Genomic DNA, 14,934 nt, shown 5'->3' with positions numbered 1-14,934 from the left:
TGGTCGAGCTGCCACGCCCTACCCCAACCCGTTCGTTTCGAGCGCAGTCGAGAAACCGACCCATGCGCCCGCGTCGCGTTTCTCGACTTCGCTCGAAACGAACGGTGATGCCAAGCCCTCCCCGCCCTTCGCCCTGCTCGACACGCAACCCGGCTATGCTTAAAGCGCAGCGGATGAACGCACCCAATAGTCTGCGCCAGCAGCCCGACGAACGCGGCCATTTCGGCCAATATGGCGGCCGCTATGTCGCCGAAACGCTGATGCCGCTGGTCCTCGAGCTCGACCGCGAATATCGCGCCGCCAAGCAGGACCCCGCCTTTGCCGCGCAGTTCGACGACCTGCTCGAACATTATGTCGGCCGCCCGAGCCCGCTTTATTATGCCGAACGGCTCACCGACACGCTGCGCGAAAGCGCCGACGACGGCATGGGTGCTGAAGTCTGGTTCAAGCGCGACGAGCTGAACCATACCGGCGCGCACAAGATCAACAATTGCGTCGGCCAGATCCTGCTGGCGATCCGCATGGGCAAGACGCGGATCATCGCCGAGACCGGCGCGGGCCAGCACGGCGTCGCCACCGCGACGGTGTGCGCGCGCTTCGGCCTGCCCTGCGTCATCTATATGGGTGCGCGCGATATCGAGCGACAGCAGCCCAACGTCTTCCGGATGAAGCTCTTGGGCGCCGAAGTCCGCCCGGTGACGTCGGGCGCGGCGACGTTGAAGGATGCGATGAACGAGGGGCTGCGCGACTGGGTCGCCAACGTCCACGACACCTTTTACATCATCGGCACCGCCGCCGGCCCGCACCCCTATCCCGAGCTGGTGCGCGATTTCCAGAGCGTGATCGGCAAGGAGGCGCGCGCGCAGATGCTGTCGCGCACCGGCCGCCTGCCCGATCTGCTGGTCGCGGCGATCGGCGGCGGATCGAATGCGATCGGGCTGTTCCACCCCTTCCTCGACGATGTCGCCGTCAAGATGCTCGGCGTCGAGGCCGCGGGCCATGGGCTCGACAATCTGCACGCCGCCAGCCTTGCCGGCGGATCGCCGGGGGTGCTCCACGGCAACAGGACCTATTTGCTGCAGGACGAGGACGGCCAGATCGCCGAGGCGCATTCGATCTCGGCGGGGCTCGATTATCCGGGCATCGGCCCCGAACATGCCTGGCTCAAGGACATCGGCCGCGTCGAATACACCTCGATCACCGATACCGAGGCGCTCGATGCGTTCCAGTTGCTGTGCAGGGTCGAAGGGATCATCCCCGCGCTCGAACCGGCGCACGCGATCGCCGCCGTTGCCAAGCGCGCGCGCCAGATGCCGCGCGACGGGGTGATCCTGGCGAATCTGTGCGGCCGCGGCGACAAGGACATCTTTACCGTCGCGCAGGCGTTGGGGGTGGAGATATGAGCCGCCGGAACCGTCGTCGCCCCAGCGAAAGCTGGGGCCTCCCCGTGATCGCAGCGTCGCGCTTGCCGCACGAGACCCCAGCTTTCGCTGGGGTGACGGGCCAAGCTGTATGACTCGCCTGTCCACCGCGTTCGCCACCGCCAACGCCGCCGGCCGTGCCGCGCTCGTCGCGTTCGTCACTGCGGGCGATCCCACGCCTGCCGCTACCCCGGCGATCCTCGACGCGCTGGTCGCGGGCGGGGCCGATGTGATCGAGCTCGGCATGCCCTTCACCGATCCGATGGCCGATGGCCCCGCGATCCAGGCGGCGAACCTGCGCAGCCTGACGGCGCGCACCACCACCGCCGACATCCTCGCGATCGCCAAGGAATTCCGCGCGCGCCACCCGGCGGTGCCGTTGATCCTGATGGGCTATGCCAACCCGATGCTGCGGCGCGGCCCCGACTGGTTCGCAACCCAGGCCGCTTCGGCGGGCGTCGATGGCGTGATCTGTGTCGATGTGCCGCCCGAGGAAGACGATGCGCTGGGACCGGCGCTGCGCGATGCCGGGCTCGACCTGATCCGCCTCGCCACCCCGACCACCGATGTCGCGCGGCTGCCCGCGGTGCTCGATGGCGCGTCGGGGTTCATCTATTATGTCTCGGTCGCGGGGATCACCGGATCGCAGCAGGCGGCGCAGGGCTCGATCGACGATGCCGTCGCGCGGCTCAAGGCGTCGACCGACCTGCCGATCGCGGTGGGCTTCGGCGTTCGTACCCCCGATCAGGCGGCGCAGATCGGCCGCGTCGCCGACGGCGTCGTCGTCGGGTCGGCGATCGTCGAATTGGTGGGGCAGCATGGCGCCGCTGCGCCCGCGGCGGTCATCCCCTATATCCGATCGCTGGCCGAGGCGCTGGCGACCGCAAGGACCTTTGCATGAGCTGGCTGAACAACGTCCGCAACGCGCTCGCCTTCGTTTCGAAGAAGGAGACGCCCGACAATCTGTGGCACAAGTGCAAGGGCTGCGGCCAGCTGGTGTTCGTCAAGGAGTTCGAGGAGAATCTCCACGTCTGCCCGCTGTGCGATCATCATGCGCGGATCGGCCCCAATGAGCGCTTCGCGCAATTGTTCGACGAGGGCACCTGCAAGCGGCTGCCGATGCCGCGGGTGCCCGAGGATCCGCTGAAGTTCCGCGACACCAAGCCCTATGCCGGGCGGCTGAAGGCGGCGCGGACCGAGACCGGCGACCAGGACGCCTTCGTAAACGCGCGCGGGACGGTGCTGGGCAAGCGGATGGTGATCGGCGTCCAGAATTTCGCCTTCATGGGCGGATCGATGGGCCAGGCGGTGGGCGAAGGCTTCATCGCCGGGGTCGAGGCGGCGATCGCCGCGCGCGCGCCCTTCGTGGTGTTCACCGCCAGCGGCGGCGCGCGGATGCAGGAGGGCATCCTCAGCCTGATGCAGATGCCGCGCACCACGGTGGCGATCGAGATGCTGCACGATGCCGGGCTGCCCTATGTCGTGGTGCTGACCGATCCGACATCGGGCGGGGTGATGGCGGCCTATGCGATGCTGGGCGACATCCAGATCGCCGAGCCCAAGGCGACGCTGGCCTTCACCGGCCGCCGCGTGATCGAGCAGACGATCCGCGAAAAGCTGCCCGAGAATTTCCAGACGAGCGAATATTATCGCGACCACGGGCTGATCGACATGGTGGTCGAGCGCAAGGACCTGCGCGCGACGCTGGCGAATCTGGCCGATTATCTGTGCGGCGGACGCGCGGCGGCGTAGGCTCTCTTCCCCCCTCCCGCTTGCGGGAGGGGTCGGGGGAGGGCCTGTCCGAGCATACGCATTGGCGGCTGAACACGCCCTGCCCTAGCCCCTCCCACAAGTGGGAGGGGGACTGACGTGGATCACGCGCGTTCTTTCGATCCGCTTGTCCAGGCGCAGCTCGACCGGCTGACCGCGCTGGGGCCGGGTGCCGACGTGCTCGGGCTCGACCGGATCACGCGGTTGCTGGCACGGCTCGGCGATCCGCATCTTGCGCTGCCGCCGGTCTTCCATGTCGCGGGCACCAACGGCAAGGGATCGACCTGCGCCTTTCTGCGCACCGCGCTCGAGGCGTCGGGCTACCGCGTCCATGTCTATACCAGCCCGCATCTGGTGCGGTTCAACGAGCGCATCCGCGTGGCGGGGACGCTGATCGACGATGCGGTGCTGGGGCCGTTGCTCGCCGAAGTGCTCGACAAGGGCGGCGACATCGGTGCCAGCTTCTTCGAGGTGACGACCGCGGCGGCGTTCCTGGCCTTTGCGCGGACCCCCGCCGATGCCTGCGTGATCGAGGTGGGGCTCGGCGGGCGGCTCGACGCGACCAATGTGGTGCAGCCGCTGGTGACCGGGATTGCCGGGCTTGGGATCGACCACCAAGCGTTCCTGGGCAATACGCTGCTCGACATCGCGGGCGAGAAGGCGGGCATCGCCAAGCGCGGCGTGCCGCTGGTGACCCAGCGCCATGCCCCGGCGATCACCGAGCATATTGCCGCGATCGCCGAGGCGGCAGGGGCACCGCAATTTCGCTGCAACCGCGACTGGCGGCTGCGGGTGGGTACCGTTTCGGCCAACCTGCTGTATCGCGACGAAGCCATCCGCATGGTGTTGCCCGCCCCCACGCTGCCGGGACCGCATCAGGCACGCAATCTGGGGCTCGCCATCGCGATGCTGCGCCGGCAATCGGCGCTAGCCGTGCCGATCGCCGCGCTGACCGCCGCCGCGCGCGACACGCGCTGGCCCGCGCGGATGCAGCGGCTCGCGGCGGGGCCGCTGCTCGCACGGCTGCCCGCCGGCAGCGCGATCTGGGTCGATGGCGCGCATAACCGGTCGGCGGCGCAGTCACTCGCGCAGACGCTGGCGATCGTCGCCGGGGGCGAACCGGTCGCTGCGATCCTGGGGGTGCTCGCCAACAAGGACGCCGACGGCATCCTCGAAGCGCTGGCGCCGCAGCTCGCGTCGGTGCGGACCGTGCCGGTACCGGGCCACGCGCATTTCGCGCCCGCCGACCTTGCCGAGCGCGCGCGGGCGCTGGGCATCGACGCGGCGCCCGCCGCCGATGTGCCAGCGGCGGTCGACAGCCTCGGCGACCGCCCCCGCCGGGTCGTCATCCTAGGGTCGCTCTATCTCGCGGGCGAAGTGCTCGCCGCCAACGACGAGCTGCCGACCTGACGCCTTATTGATATTGACTTGCAATAGCCAAGCGCCGACATTGCCGCTATCGCCAGCGGAGACTCGCCTTGACCCCCACCACCCACAGCCTCGCCAGCACCCTGCCCCATGCCCAGCCCGACGATCCGGGCGCGCGGCTGCTGCTGTTCGGGATCCGCCAGATGGGCGCGCACGGGCTCAACGATGCGGCGTGCACCCAGGCGTTCCTCACCGCCTTCGGGGTCGATTTCCGCCGACCGTTGATCCTGCTGCGCACGATGATGCACGAAATGTCGCAGGTCGCGGCGCGGCCGATCCAGATCGCGCCCTGGTGCTGCCACCGCATGACCGGCGGTGAAGCGACCCTGCTCACCGTGCTGCGCCGGATCGACGCCAGCCCCGAAACCGCGGGCATGCTGCTGGCCGACCTGCTCGGCGTGCGCGACGCATCGAGCGTCGCGGCCACCGCACATCTGGTGGCGCAGGCGTTCGCCGATTCGGGGCTGCCGCTCAGGTAAGACGCGCGGCGGGCTCTTCGGGGCCTAGCACGATCGCCGGTGCCTTGGGCGCCCCCCGCCACCATTCGATCAGCACCAGCACGACCGCAACGCCGCCCAGAGCGGTGGTAAACAGGAAAATCTGCGCATAGCCCACGCGATCGAGCGCCTCGCCGATCGCCGCCCGCCCGAGCGCCCCGACCAGGAAGGTCATCGACGACAGCAGCGCATATTGCACCGCGCTATATTCGCGCGAGGTGATCGACGAGATATACGCGACGAACGCGGTGCCCGCCAAACCGCCCGCGATGTTCTCGCCCGAAATCGCGAGCATCAGCCGCAGCATCCGCAGGTCGACCCCGGTCTGGTCGAGCATCAGCGCGCGTGCGAAGCCATCGATCCACATGCCGCCCATCGCCAGATCGGCATAGAGCAGGTTCGATGCCGCAGCGACGATGCCGCCCGCCAGCAAGGTCGGCATCCGCCCCAGCGTCGCGAGCATCAGCCCGCCGATCCCGACCCCGACGATCGTCATGATCACCCCGAACAGCTTCGAGGCGAACGCGACCTCGTCGTTCGTGTACTGCAGATATTCGAGATAGAAGGGGAAGGCGAACGGCGCCCAGATCGAATCGCTGATCCGGTAGAGCAGGATCAGCGCGAGAACGAGGAACGCCCCCCAGCGCAGCCGCTGGACGATCTCGGCGAGCGGCAGGATCAACGCGCGATAACAATGGTTAGCGGTGGTCTGGAGCGCCCCCTGACGCTGCTGCTCGCCGCCGTCGATATGTGGCAGCCGGTTGGTCCAGCCGGCGATCAAGGCGGGCAGGATCACCGTGGCAATGATGATCCACGGCCCCATCGTCTGGGTGAAGACCCCCGCCGACACCGCGGTTTCGCCCGGCGCAAGCGGGCGCAGCGCCGCGACCATGAAGCTGCCGAGCGTGACGATCGCCCAGCCCCAGCAGACCGCGACGATGCCGAGCGCGATCGCCCGCTCGCGCGGGCGCGGTACCGCATGCCCCGCGAGCGGCGAGCGTTCGTCCTCGAGGTCGCGTTTGATCTCGGGGGTGAACAACGTCATCGTCAGCACGCCGAGCATCGCGAAGCCCATGCCGAAATACACCGTCGGCCAGCTTACCCTTGCCGCCAGCACCAGCGCCAGCGCGCCGCCCGACAGCGCCGCGAGCCGGTTGCCGAGCTGGTACACCGCAGAGAGCAATTCGACCGTCGCCGCCTCGTCGGCGATCTCGATCCGCCAGGCGTCCATCACCACGTCCTGAGTCGCCGACAGGAAAGCGGCGACCACCGCGATCGCCGCGAAGGTGCCCATCGCGGTCAGCGGATCGGTGGCGGCGAGCATCCACAGCAGCACCGCGAGCGCGCCCTGGCACAGCACCAGCCAGGAGCGCCTGCGCCCAAGCCGCGAGAGCAGCGGCAATTGCGCGCGATCGACCAGCGGCGACCAGAGGAATTTGAAGGCATAGGCAAGCCCGATCCACGACAGCACGCCGATCGTCGCCAAGCTCACCTTCAATTCGCCGAGCCAGGCATTGAGCGTGCCGATCAGCAGCACGAACGGCAGCCCCGACCCGAACCCGAGCACCAGCATCGCCGTCGTCTTGCGGTTGCGCACCGCCGCGCGCACCAGCGCAAACCCCTTCAACTTCTCGTCCAACACCCGTCCCCGCTATGATCGGGCGAATCTAGCCGAACCTGCGAAGAAGGATAGCCGTCACGCGCCGAACCGTTCGCGGCGCACAGCCGCCGGTTACGGCGTGCTCAGGCGGCGCGCGCGAACAGGTTGAAGCCGGCGGGCAAGCGCTTGGGGGCGTCGCCCTCGAGTACCGCCTCGATCGCGTTGATCGCCAGCAACAGGTCGCGCTGCGGATAGGGCTTGGCCAGGCATCCCGCCGCCAGCGTCTGCGCCTCGCCGGGGCAGCTGCCGGTGACGAACAGCACCTGCACCCCGCCCGCCTGCGCCGCGCGGGCGACGTCGATCCCGCTGCCATCGGCAAGGTTGAGGTCGACCAGCACCAGGTGCACGTCGGGATCGGCGGCGAGCAGCGCGGTCGCATCGGCGACGCTATCGAGCGTGCCGACGATCTCGAAGCCCTCGGCGGTGAGGAAATGTTCGGTGTCGAACGCAACCAGCGGCTCGTCCTCGACGATCAGGATGCGGATGATCCGCCGCTTCTTCCTCCCGAACAGCATGATTTGTCTCGTTTCCCCACGCGACTCAGGCAAATACCCGCCAGTCGATCGCACAACTCTTACACCGCGCTTGCGATCCGCCCAATGAACGGCGTCGCAATCTTTTTGCCGCGCGGGCATGGTTGGACTATCAGCGCCTGCGTGTCACAATCCAATCCCAAAGACGGCCCCAAAGAGGGCCAACGTATCGCCAAGCTGCTGGCGCGTGCAGGAATCGCGTCGCGCCGCGAAATCGAACGCATGATCGAGGAGCGGCGGATCGCGATCGACGGCGTGCCGCTCGAAACCGCGGCGACGATCATCGCGTCGCTGCGCGGGGTGACGGTCGACGGCAATCCCGTCGCCGCCGCCGAGCCGGCGCGGCTGTTCCGCTATCACAAGCCACCGGGGCTGCTCACCGCCGAGCGCGATCCCAAGGGCCGCCCGACGATCTACGACAAATTGCCGCGCGATCTGCCGCGGGTGATCCCGGTCGGCCGGCTCGATCTGAATACCGAAGGGCTGTTGCTGCTCACCACCGATGGCGAATTGAAGCGCCAGCTCGAATTGCCCGCGACCGGGGTGAAGCGCACCTATCGTGCGCGCGCCTATGGCAGCGTCAGCCAGGCGCAGCTCGAGGACCTGATCGAGGGCGTCGAGATCGAGGGCGTGCGATACGGTTCGATCGACGCCAATCTTGAGCGGCGCACCGGGGCGAATACCTGGATCGAGATGACGCTGACCGAGGGCAAGAACCGCGAAGTCCGGCGCGTGCTCGAATATCTGGGGCTGCAGGTTTCGCGGCTGATCCGCACCAGCTATGGCCCGATCCCGCTCGCCAACATGCCCGCGGGAATGGTCGACGAGATCCGCCAGCACGATCTGGTGGCGTTCCGCCGCGAGCTGAAGCTGCCCGCCGCCGCGCGCAGCGACCAGCCGCTCGACATCAAGCCGCGCGCGCAAAAGGCGCGGCCGATCGAGCTCGCACCGGCTCCTGCGCGCCGCGAACCCGAAGGCCGCCGCAAGGTCGCCGCACCCGCCACGCCGCGCCCGGCACGGACGCCGACCTATGCGGTCGAAGCCCCCCGCCCCTCGCGGCCCGAGCGCCCGGGTGCGAGCGATCGCCGCGACGAGCGGATCGAGCGTACCAATGCCCCGCTCACCCCCGCCGATCGTGCGCGCAACGCGCGTGCGCGCGCCAAGGCCGAGCGTACCGAACAAATGGAAACCGATCGGCGCATGCTCGCCCCCAAGCCCAAGCGGAATACCGGCACCGCGCGCCCGTCGCGCCCTCCGCCCGCGCCGCGCGCCTCGGCTGGTCCGCGTGCCTCGGCTGGCCCGCGCGCTGCCGGTCCGCGGAGCTCGGAAGGGCCGCGGACGCCGACCGGCCCGCGCGGTCCGGCACCCAAGCGCCCCGGTGGCGGCAATCGTTCGCGTAAGGGCTGAATCACATGCGTATCATTTCAGGGCTGTATCGCGGCCGTCCGCTCGTCGCGCCCAAGGGCGAAGACACCCGTCCCACCGCCGATCGGGTGCGTGAGGCGTTGTTCTCGATGCTCGCCAGCCGCCTCGGCAGCTTCGAGGAGCTCGCCGTCGCCGACCTGTTCGCGGGATCGGGCGCGCTGGGGTTCGAGGCGCTGTCGCGCGGCGCGGCATCGTGCCTGTTCGTCGAGCAGGACAAGGCGGCACTCGATGCGCTGCGCGCCAACGCGACCAAATTGGGGGTCAAGCCCGATATCCGCGCGCAATCGGTGCTGACGCTCGGGCCGGCGGTGAAGCCGCTCGACGTGATCCTGATGGACCCGCCCTACGGCACCGGCGCGGGCGTGGTGGCGCTCGACCGGCTGCAGCGGCTCGGCTGGACCGGCCCCGCGACCTGGATCAGCATCGAGACCGGGCATACCGAAAAGGTCGAGATCGCCGGCTTCGAGATCGATGCCGACCGCAAGCACGGCAAGGCGAAGCTGACGCTGCTCCGTCCGGTGGGCTGACGCCGAGCGCGTCGTTCATCGCGCGCTAACCCATTGAAGCGTATTGCTGTCCGCAATGTAACGCGTGACGGGGATCGACGATGGTCAGGCATCGCAAATATCGGATCGGCAGCGCGCTGCTGATGGTGGCGGGGGCGGGCGTGCTGCTCGCGTTCATCCAGCCGAGCGGCGCGCCGGGACGGACGATCGGCGAGCGCTGGGACGCGATCACCCGCAGCGCCGGCGAATATCTCCGCCAGCCGGTCTAGCCCGGCTCAGCCGTTGCCGGTCGCGCGCACCAGCGTGAGCAGCAGCCAGTAGAGGCCACCCGACAGCAGCATCGCCACCGGCAGGGTCAGCACCCAAGCCAGCGCCATGTTGCGGATCGTCCGCGCCTGCAGCCCCTGCCCGTTGGCGACCGCCGCGCCCGCGACCCCAGACGACAGGATATGCGTCGTCGATACCGGCAGGCCGAAGCGATCGGCGGCGAGGATCGTGCACGCCGCGACCAGCTCGGCCGATGCGCCCATCCCATAGGTCAGATGCGCCTTGCCGATCTTCTCCCCCACGGTGATGACGATCCGCTTCCACCCGACCATCGTCCCCAGCCCCAGCGCCAGCGCGACGGTGATCTTCACCCACAAGGGAATGAAGCGCGTGCCAGCTTCGAGCTGGTCCTGATAGGCGTCGATCGCTGCGATCTCGGGCGCCGAGAAGCGGCGCTGCGCCGACTCGGCCTTGAGCGCAAGCTTCGAGGTGTCGAGCGCGAGATACATGTCGCCGCGCAAATTGGGGGTCGCCTGCGCCGGCACCCGCGCGAGGGCGCCATAGCCCGCGACCTGCTCGCTGACGTCGCGCGAGATCACGCCGAGCGCGGCATAGGTTTCGGGTCGCTCGACATCGCGCGTCTGCAGCGCCTGCGTAAGGATCGCGCGGGCGTTGGCGATCGGCAGCGGCGTCGCGAGCCCGCCCTTGCTTTCGAACACCGCGGCGGCGCGATCGGCGGTGGCGACGAACGCCGGCGTCGCGCTTTCGGGCATCGTGCGGTTGAGCGCATAGGCGGTGGGGGCGCAGCCGATCAGGATCAGCATGATCAGCCCCATCCCCTTCTGCCCGTCGTTGCTGCCGTGGCTGAACGACACCGCGGTGCAGGTGAAGATCAGCAGCGCGCGGATGCCGCGCGGCGGTGGCGCGTCGCGCTCGGGGGCGCTGTAGAGCTTGGGGTTCTTGAGCACCGCGCGCATCACCAGCAGCAGCAGCAGCGCGGCGAAGAAGCCGATCAGCGGCGCGATCGCGAGCCCGGTGAGCACCTTCTGCGCCTGGCTCCAATCGACCCCCGAGGTGCCGCCGGTCGACCCCGCAGTCATCAGCTGGTTGGCAAAGCCTACCCCGAGCACCGATCCGATCAGCGTGTGGCTCGACGAATTGGGCAGCCCGACATACCAGGTGGCAAGGTTCCACAGCACCGCGGCGAGCAGCAGTGCGAAGATCATCGCGAACCCAGCGCTCGACCCGACATTGAGCAGCAGATCGACCGGCAGCAGCGTGATGATCGCATAGGCGACCGCGCCCGAGGACAGCATCACGCCGAGGAAGTTGAAGAAGCCCGACCAGATCACCGCCAGGTTGGCGGGCATTGCGTTGGTGTAGATTACCGTCGCCACCGCGTTGGCGGTGTCGTGGAAGCCGTTCACGAATTCGAACCCAAGCGCGATCACCAGCGCGAGCGCGAGGAACGCGAACGCGCCGAGCGCCAGTTCCTCGCCCACCCCTTGCGTGTCGATCAGCACGCTGGCGCAGGCATAGACGAAGCCGCCCAGCAGCAGCCCGAAGAAGATCAGCCGCGCAAAGGGGTGCGGCTTGGCATCGAGCGACGGCCCCGCGGGCGCGCGATCGAGGGGCTCATGGGGATCTAGCGCGATGGTAGCCATTGCGCGCCTTTGGGTAGGCAATGTGACGGGTTGATGACAGCGACGCGAGCGGGGCGTGCGCCCCGCCCGCCGCGGCTATCGCCGGCGCAGCGCCCAATCGAGCCCTGCCCCCAGATGCTGCAGATACCAGGGCTCGCTAAAGCTGGCATCGGCATGGCCCATCGCGGTGTAGAACACGCGGCCGCCTTCGAATTCATGCGCCCATGCCGCGGGATTGGGGTTCGCGTCCTTCTCGCCGATCGAAGCCGGATCGACGGTTGCCAGCAGATCGACGGTGGGGTCGAAATCCTTGAAATAATACCATTCGTCGGCGCGGCGCTGCTTGCCGGTCATGCCTCCGGCGGCGGGGTGCTTCGAATCGACGATCGTCACGTCGCCGGTCGGCGTGCCGCGCGGATGGCTTTCGAACCAGCCGCCGATCATCTGCCCGTACCACGGCCAGGCCAAATGCGAATCGGCGGCACCATGCACCGCGACGATCCCGCCGCCGCCGCGCACGAACGCCTGCAGCGCCGCCCGCCGATCCCCCACCAGCCATTCGGACGCCGGATCGGCGGGGTTGGTGGTGCTGCTCAGGAAGACGATCGCATCGATGTCCTTCAGCTTTTGCGGGCTGAAGATCGCCGGGTCTTCGCTCGCGATGACGGTGAAATCGCGCTGCGTCCCCATCCGCTTCAGCGCCGCGACCCCCGCCTCGATCGAGGCGTGGCGGTATCCGGTGGTATGCGAAAACACGAGCACGCGCGCGGGCGCGGCGAAAGCATCGGTCGGCAGCAGCACGATCGACAGGAACAACAGCACCAACCGGTACAATGTCATAGGGGATTTTCCTTCATTCCCGGGGTGAGCTTGGGGTGGCGCCAGGCTTGGCTTCATTCGAAGGGCGGAAAGCGCTCGAACGCGGGCAAGGCCTCGACGCCCTGCATCCAGCCGATCCGTTCGGCGACCTGGATGTGCGACTGGGCGGGGATCGCGTCGGGATCGTCGAGCGTTCCGGTCTGAACGTCGACCAGCCCGGGCAGCATCGCGTCGTTGCGATAGAACAGCCCGGTCCCACAGGTGCCGCAAAATTCGCGGCGACCATCGGCCGACGAGGCATAGGTCTTGGGCTCGCCGCTCACCTGCAGCTGGTCGGCAGGCAGCATCGCCCACCCCACCATCGGCGCGCCAGCCGATCGCCGACAATCGGCGCAATGGCAAAGCGCGTGGTGCAGCACCTGCGCCGGCATCGCATAGGAAATCGCGCCGCAATGGCATCTTCCGGTCAGCATCACCCTCTCCCAAGAACGCTGTGCAGCGGGCGTATCATCGCCCTGCCCCCGCGCCAATCCCGAAACGCTTGCCCCGCGATGCGCCGTTCCCTACCTGTTCACCGATGTCGCACCCCCAACCAAGCCCCGACGATCCGCCCTATCTGCGCGGCCTGAACACGCCGCAGCGCCAGGCAGTGCTCACCACCGACGGCCCGGTGCTGGTGCTCGCGGGCGCTGGCACCGGCAAGACCGCGGCGCTCACCGCGCGGCTGGCGCACCTGCTCTACACCCGCAAGGCATGGCCGTCGGAGATCCTGGCGGTCACCTTCACCAACAAGGCCGCGCGCGAAATGCGCGAGCGCGTCGGGCGGCTGGTGGGCGACGCGGTCGAGGGGATGCCGTGGCTGGGCACCTTCCATTCGATCGGTGCCAAGATGGTGCGCCGCCATGCCGAGCTGATCGGGCTGCAAAGCAATTTCACCATCCTCGATACCGACGATCAGTTGCGGCTGATGAAGCAGCTGATCGCCGCCGCCGACCTCGATGAGAAACGCTGGCCCGCGCGCCAATTGGGCGGGCTGATCGACGGGTGGAAGAACAAGGGGATGACCCCCAAGGACCTCGACGCGGGCGAGGCCGAATTATTCGCCAATGGCCGCGGCCAGGAGCTGTACGCCGCCTACCAGGCGCGGCTGCTCGCGCTCAACGCCTGCGATTTCGGCGACCTGCTGCTCCACGCGCTGGTGCTGCTCAAGACGCATCGCGAGGTGCTCGAGCAATATCAGCAGCGCTTCCGCTACATGCTGGTCGACGAGTATCAGGACACCAACAGCGTCCAATATCTGTGGCTGCGGCTGCTGGCACAGGCGCGCAAAAATCTGTGCTGCGTCGGCGATGACGACCAGTCGATCTATTCGTGGCGCGGCGCGCAGGTAGAGAACATCCTGAAGTTCGAGCGCGACTTTCCCGGCGCGGCGGTGATCAAGCTCGAGCAGAATTACCGTTCGACCGGGCATATCCTCGCCGCCGCATCGGGGGTGATCGCACATAATGGCGGTCGCCTCGGCAAGACGTTGTGGACCGAGGCGGACGAGGGCGAGAAGGTCCGCGTGGTCGGAGTCTGGGACGGCCCCGAGGAAGCGCGCCGTGTCGGCGAGCAGATCGAGGGCGAGATGCGCCCAAGAAACGGAGAGGGCGGGCTCAGCCTCAACGACGTCGCGATCCTGGTCCGCGCGCAGCACCAGACGCGCGAATTCGAGGATCGCTTCATCGCGATCGGCATGCCCTATCGCATCGTCGGCGGCTTCCGCTTTTATGAACGCGCCGAAATTCGCGATGCGCTGGCATATCTGCGCGTCGTCTCGCAACCCGCCGACGATCTGGCGTTCGAACGAATCGTCAACGTCCCCAAACGGGGCCTGGGCGACAAGGCGGTACAGAAGGTCCACCAGCTCGCGCGGGCCGAGGGCATTCCGCTCACCACCGCCGCCGCGCGGATCCTCGACACCGACGAACTGACCCCGCAGGCGCGGCGCTCGCTCGGCAATCTCGTGGGCGACATGGCACGCTGGCGCGCGATGGCGGGCGAGTTGCCGCATGCCGAGCTGGCGCGGCAATTGCTCGACGAAAGCGGCTATACCGCGATGCTCCAGGCCGAAAAGTCGGCCGAGGCAGCGGGTCGGCTCGAGAACCTCACCGAACTCGTGCGCGCGATGGAGGAATATGAAAGCCTCGGCGCGTTCCTCGAGCATGTCAGCCTGGTGATGGACAATGAGAATCGCCAGCAGGACGCGCAGGTGACGATCATGACGATCCACGCCGCCAAGGGCCTCGAATACGACACGGTGTTTTTGGTCGGCTGGGAAGAAGGCATCTTCCCCTCGCAGCGCGCGCTCGACGAAGGCGGGCTGGCGAGCCTCGAGGAAGAGCGCCGTCTTGCCTATGTCGCGATCACCCGCGCGCGGCGGAAGGCGACGATCCTTCACGCCGCCAACCGCCGGATCTATGGCCAATGGACGTCGAGCCTGCCCTCGCGCTTCGTTGAGGAACTGCCACCCGAGCATATCGAGGCCGAAACGACGATGTCGGGGGGCGAAAGCCTGTGGCGCGCCAATTGGAGCGAGAATGCCGATCCGTTTTCGGACGTCGCGCGCGGATCGGGGCGCGGGCCGGGCTGGCAGCGCGCTGCGTCGACCGGGACGTTCGTCCGCGAGCCGACGCGGATCATCGAGGCGCGAGCGTCGGCGGTGAGCCTTGGCAACAAGGGGCGCAGCGACGTCTCGGTGGGTCTGCGCGTGTTCCACCAGAAATTCGGCTATGGCAGCATCGCCGAGATCGAGGGCAACAAGCTCGAGATCGATTTCGAGACCGCGGGGCGCAAGCGGGTGATGGACAGCTTCGTTACGGTGGGGTGAGGGCTGCTTCCCCGCAACCGTTCGTCCTAAGTAGCCATTGCGCTTGTCGAAATGGCGTATCGAAGGACCGGCCCGCTTGGGGCAATGTTCTTCGAT

The 14,934-nt window shown here is 68.1% G+C and carries 14 protein-coding genes; 9 read left to right on the top strand and 5 right to left on the bottom strand.

Annotated features, from left to right (window positions below; all coding sequences use genetic code 11):
- The first annotated feature begins 173 nt into the window (after positions 1 to 173).
- The 5 genes from trpB to OKW76_RS01280 all read left to right on the top strand — a co-directional run bounded on the left by trpB (position 174) and on the right by OKW76_RS01280 (position 5,098).
- The gene (gene trpB / locus OKW76_RS01300; RefSeq protein WP_265550453.1) at positions 174 to 1,403 is read left to right on the top strand and encodes a tryptophan synthase subunit beta; all 1,230 of its coding nucleotides are present in this window, start codon (positions 174 to 176) and stop codon (positions 1,401 to 1,403) included.
- Positions 1,404 to 1,512: 109 nt separating this feature from the next.
- Positions 1,513 to 2,322: a tryptophan synthase subunit alpha gene (gene trpA / locus OKW76_RS01295; protein ID WP_265550451.1), complete on the top strand. Its 810-nt coding sequence runs from the start codon at positions 1,513 to 1,515 to the stop codon at positions 2,320 to 2,322.
- Complete coding sequence (gene accD / locus OKW76_RS01290) at positions 2,319 to 3,173, top strand: acetyl-CoA carboxylase, carboxyltransferase subunit beta (RefSeq protein ID WP_265550448.1); 855 nt, start codon at positions 2,319 to 2,321, stop codon at positions 3,171 to 3,173. The genes trpA and accD overlap by 4 nt, the downstream gene beginning before the upstream one ends.
- Before the next feature lie 117 nt (positions 3,174 to 3,290).
- A complete protein-coding gene (locus OKW76_RS01285; RefSeq protein ID WP_265550447.1) occupies positions 3,291 to 4,601 on the top strand; it encodes a bifunctional folylpolyglutamate synthase/dihydrofolate synthase in 1,311 nt (436 codons plus the stop codon).
- 68 nt (positions 4,602 to 4,669) lie between these two features.
- Positions 4,670 to 5,098, top strand: coding sequence for a DUF6628 family protein (locus tag OKW76_RS01280; RefSeq protein ID WP_265550445.1), 429 nt, complete (start codon positions 4,670 to 4,672; stop codon positions 5,096 to 5,098).
- Here OKW76_RS01280 and OKW76_RS01275 read toward each other — a convergent pair.
- Both OKW76_RS01275 and OKW76_RS01270 read right to left on the bottom strand, forming a co-directional pair.
- Complete coding sequence (locus OKW76_RS01275) at positions 5,091 to 6,758, bottom strand: AmpG family muropeptide MFS transporter (RefSeq protein ID WP_322740105.1); 1,668 nt, start codon at positions 6,756 to 6,758, stop codon at positions 5,091 to 5,093. The two genes, OKW76_RS01280 and OKW76_RS01275, sit on opposite strands and share 8 nt — an antisense overlap.
- A 101-nt stretch (positions 6,759 to 6,859) precedes the next feature.
- Positions 6,860 to 7,291, bottom strand: a complete 432-nt coding sequence (locus OKW76_RS01270) for a response regulator (protein WP_265550443.1) — start codon at positions 7,289 to 7,291, stop codon at positions 6,860 to 6,862.
- 141 nt (positions 7,292 to 7,432) lie between these two features.
- On the opposite strand from OKW76_RS01270, the gene OKW76_RS01265 reads away from it, so the two are divergent.
- The 3 genes from OKW76_RS01265 (at position 7,433) to OKW76_RS01255 (ending at position 9,509) form a co-directional block, all read left to right on the top strand.
- Entirely contained in the window at positions 7,433 to 8,716 is a 1,284-nt protein-coding gene (locus tag OKW76_RS01265) for a pseudouridine synthase (RefSeq protein ID WP_265550441.1), read from the top strand.
- Between the two features lie 5 nt (positions 8,717 to 8,721).
- Positions 8,722 to 9,261 (top strand): 16S rRNA (guanine(966)-N(2))-methyltransferase RsmD, encoded by a 540-nt coding sequence (gene rsmD / locus OKW76_RS01260; RefSeq protein ID WP_265550440.1) that lies wholly within the window; start codon positions 8,722 to 8,724, stop codon positions 9,259 to 9,261.
- Between the two features lie 80 nt (positions 9,262 to 9,341).
- Positions 9,342 to 9,509, top strand: a complete 168-nt coding sequence (locus OKW76_RS01255) for a hypothetical protein (RefSeq protein ID WP_256507545.1) — start codon at positions 9,342 to 9,344, stop codon at positions 9,507 to 9,509.
- A 6-nt stretch (positions 9,510 to 9,515) separates the two neighbouring features.
- On the opposite strand, the gene OKW76_RS01250 is transcribed toward OKW76_RS01255, so the two are convergent.
- The 3 genes from OKW76_RS01250 to OKW76_RS01240 form a co-directional block, all read right to left on the bottom strand.
- Positions 9,516 to 11,171 (bottom strand): inorganic phosphate transporter, encoded by a 1,656-nt coding sequence (locus OKW76_RS01250; RefSeq protein WP_265550437.1) that lies wholly within the window; start codon positions 11,169 to 11,171, stop codon positions 9,516 to 9,518.
- Positions 11,172 to 11,246: 75 nt separating this feature from the next.
- Positions 11,247 to 11,990 carry a ThuA domain-containing protein gene (locus tag OKW76_RS01245; RefSeq protein ID WP_265550436.1) on the bottom strand — a complete coding sequence of 248 codons (744 nt, stop codon included), beginning with the start codon at positions 11,988 to 11,990 and terminating at the stop codon, positions 11,247 to 11,249.
- 53 nt (positions 11,991 to 12,043) lie between these two features.
- A complete protein-coding gene (locus tag OKW76_RS01240) occupies positions 12,044 to 12,442 on the bottom strand; it encodes a GFA family protein (protein ID WP_265550434.1) in 399 nt (132 codons plus the stop codon).
- A 104-nt stretch (positions 12,443 to 12,546) separates the two neighbouring features.
- On the opposite strand from OKW76_RS01240, the gene OKW76_RS01235 reads away from it, so the two are divergent.
- Positions 12,547 to 14,838 carry an ATP-dependent helicase gene (locus OKW76_RS01235; RefSeq protein WP_265550433.1) on the top strand — a complete coding sequence of 764 codons (2,292 nt, stop codon included), beginning with the start codon at positions 12,547 to 12,549 and terminating at the stop codon, positions 14,836 to 14,838.
- Positions 14,839 to 14,934 lie beyond the last annotated feature (96 nt).

Origin of the sequence: Sphingomonas sp. S1-29 (genome assembly GCF_026167545.1) — a bacterium.
In the GTDB taxonomy this organism is placed as follows: Bacteria; Pseudomonadota; Alphaproteobacteria; order Sphingomonadales; family Sphingomonadaceae; genus Sphingomonas.
Note: the sequence above shows the minus strand (reverse complement) of the source record. Positions and strands in the feature narration are given on the sequence as shown.

Bases quoted from the DNA above. Each gene is read 5' to 3' on its own strand.
- trpB (WP_265550453.1), top strand. From the start codon at position 174: ATGAACGCACCCAATAGTCTGCGCCAGCAGCCCGACGAACGCGGCCAT.
- trpA (WP_265550451.1), top strand. From the start codon at position 1,513: ATGACTCGCCTGTCCACCGCGTTCGCCACCGCCAACGCCGCCGGCCGT.
- accD (WP_265550448.1), top strand. From the start codon at position 2,319: ATGAGCTGGCTGAACAACGTCCGCAACGCGCTCGCCTTCGTTTCGAAG.
- OKW76_RS01270 (WP_265550443.1), bottom strand. From the start codon at position 7,291: ATGCTGTTCGGGAGGAAGAAGCGGCGGATCATCCGCATCCTGATCGTC.
- rsmD (WP_265550440.1), top strand. From the start codon at position 8,722: ATGCGTATCATTTCAGGGCTGTATCGCGGCCGTCCGCTCGTCGCGCCC.
- OKW76_RS01255 (WP_256507545.1), top strand. From the start codon at position 9,342: ATGGTCAGGCATCGCAAATATCGGATCGGCAGCGCGCTGCTGATGGTG.
- OKW76_RS01250 (WP_265550437.1), bottom strand. From the start codon at position 11,171: ATGGCTACCATCGCGCTAGATCCCCATGAGCCCCTCGATCGCGCGCCC.
- OKW76_RS01245 (WP_265550436.1), bottom strand. From the start codon at position 11,990: ATGACATTGTACCGGTTGGTGCTGTTGTTCCTGTCGATCGTGCTGCTG.
- OKW76_RS01240 (WP_265550434.1), bottom strand. From the start codon at position 12,442: ATGCTGACCGGAAGATGCCATTGCGGCGCGATTTCCTATGCGATGCCG.
- OKW76_RS01235 (WP_265550433.1), top strand. From the start codon at position 12,547: ATGTCGCACCCCCAACCAAGCCCCGACGATCCGCCCTATCTGCGCGGC.